This is a genomic window from Photobacterium sanctipauli, assembly GCF_003026495.1.
Taxonomy (GTDB): domain Bacteria; phylum Pseudomonadota; class Gammaproteobacteria; order Enterobacterales; family Vibrionaceae; genus Photobacterium; species Photobacterium sanctipauli.
Genome location: NZ_PYMA01000040.1, coordinates 1 through 1,520, shown reverse-complemented (window position 1 = coordinate 1,520; position 1,520 = coordinate 1). Strand labels below are relative to the sequence as shown.

At 50.7% G+C, this 1,520-nt stretch carries 1 protein-coding gene; it reads left to right on the top strand.

Going from position 1 to position 1,520, the window contains the following annotated elements; genetic code table 11:
* Positions 1 to 215: 215 nt before the first annotated feature.
* Positions 216 to 1,499: a group II intron reverse transcriptase/maturase gene (gene ltrA / locus C9I98_RS26310; RefSeq protein ID WP_036828134.1), complete on the top strand. Its 1,284-nt coding sequence runs from the start codon at positions 216 to 218 to the stop codon at positions 1,497 to 1,499.
* Positions 1,500 to 1,520 lie beyond the last annotated feature (21 nt).

Sequence of the window (1,520 nt, the reverse complement as noted above, 5' to 3'; positions counted from 1 at the left end):
TTTTTTTTTCATGGTACACAAGCCGGCTAGCTACCGGGGTATTCCCGCTTGGTAAACTGGGAACAGGGCACTGAGTGGTGAAACCGTACGAGGAAGTAATCAGGCTTACAGTAGTAGATTGCCGTTGAGCTAGAACGCTACGATACCTGATGAAACAGACCGACATGAAAACGATGCATACTGTCCCCACACAGCGCACAACCCAAGGGGAGAAGTTGAGAGTTTATTACAGTCTGTATGGCCATCTGCTCAGCAAAGAGCGACTGTACAATGGATTTAAAAAGGTGAAGAAAGCAAAAGGCGCGGCAGGAACAGATATGCAGAGCCTGAGCGACTTCGCCTTAAATCTGAGTAATAACCTTGACCAACTTCTTCACGAATTGAAAACCCGGCAATACCGGCCTCAGCCAGTCAAGAGGGTAGAAATCCCGAAAGATGATGGTGGGGTCAGACTGCTGGGCGTCCCGAGTGTTCGAGACAGAGTTGTCCAACAAACCCTGAATGACCTATTAACCCCCATCTTCGAAGAGCAGTTCCACCCATCGAGTTTTGGGTACCGGCCTCAGAGAAGTTGTCACGACGCTATCAACAAAGCGACCATGTTCATCCGCAGGTATGGCCTGCGACATGTCGTTGATATGGACCTGTCCAAGTGCTTCGATAAGCTCGACCACGAGTTCATCCTGACAAGCATGCGAAAACGAGTCACGGATAGCAGCGTTCTCGAACTGATAAAACAGTTCCTGAAAAGTGGGGTAATGGAGAATGGGCATTGGTGTGAGACAGAGATAGGGAGCCCGCAAGGCGGCGTGATCAGTCCCTTGATAGCGAACATCTATCTGGACGCGTTCGATCAGGAAATGAGAAGACGCGGCCATCGGATAGTGCGCTACGCGGACGACATCCTGATCTTCTGTCGAAGCCGGTCAGGAGCAGAAAATGCGCTCAGGCAGGCAACCAAGGTACTGGAAAAAGATCTGAAACTAACGGTGAACCAAAGCAAATCCCATATCGCTCACAGCGACGAAGGGGTGAAGTTCTTGGGTGTGGAAATAGGAAGTCAATACACCCGAATCCAGCCCAAGAAAGTGCAGAAGTTCAAAGCAAAGCTCAAAGCGCTGACCAAACGTAACGGAGGTAAACCGCTGTGCAGGGTCATCAAAGAGCTGAATCCGGTGGTGAGGGGCTTTGGCCAGTACTTCAGGATAGCGAATGCCAGCAGGGAGTTCAGGAAAATAGCGGCTTGGCTGCGGAGGAGGTTGCGAAGTCTCCAACTGAAACTCTGGAAGAAGCCGAAAAGGCTACACAGGAGGCTGAAGCAGTTGGGGTACAAACCTCCGTTCAGCCACATCCGGATGGCATGTTGGAGAAGTTCAGCCAGCCCGTTAGCCAGCTATGCGATGCCGAACCAATGGTTCAATGAACGTGGTCTGGTGAATCTTGAACATGTAAAGACAGGGTATGTGTTCAGCAATTACGCTGAATGGAAACGTGCATGAGCCGTATACGAGGTCCGTACG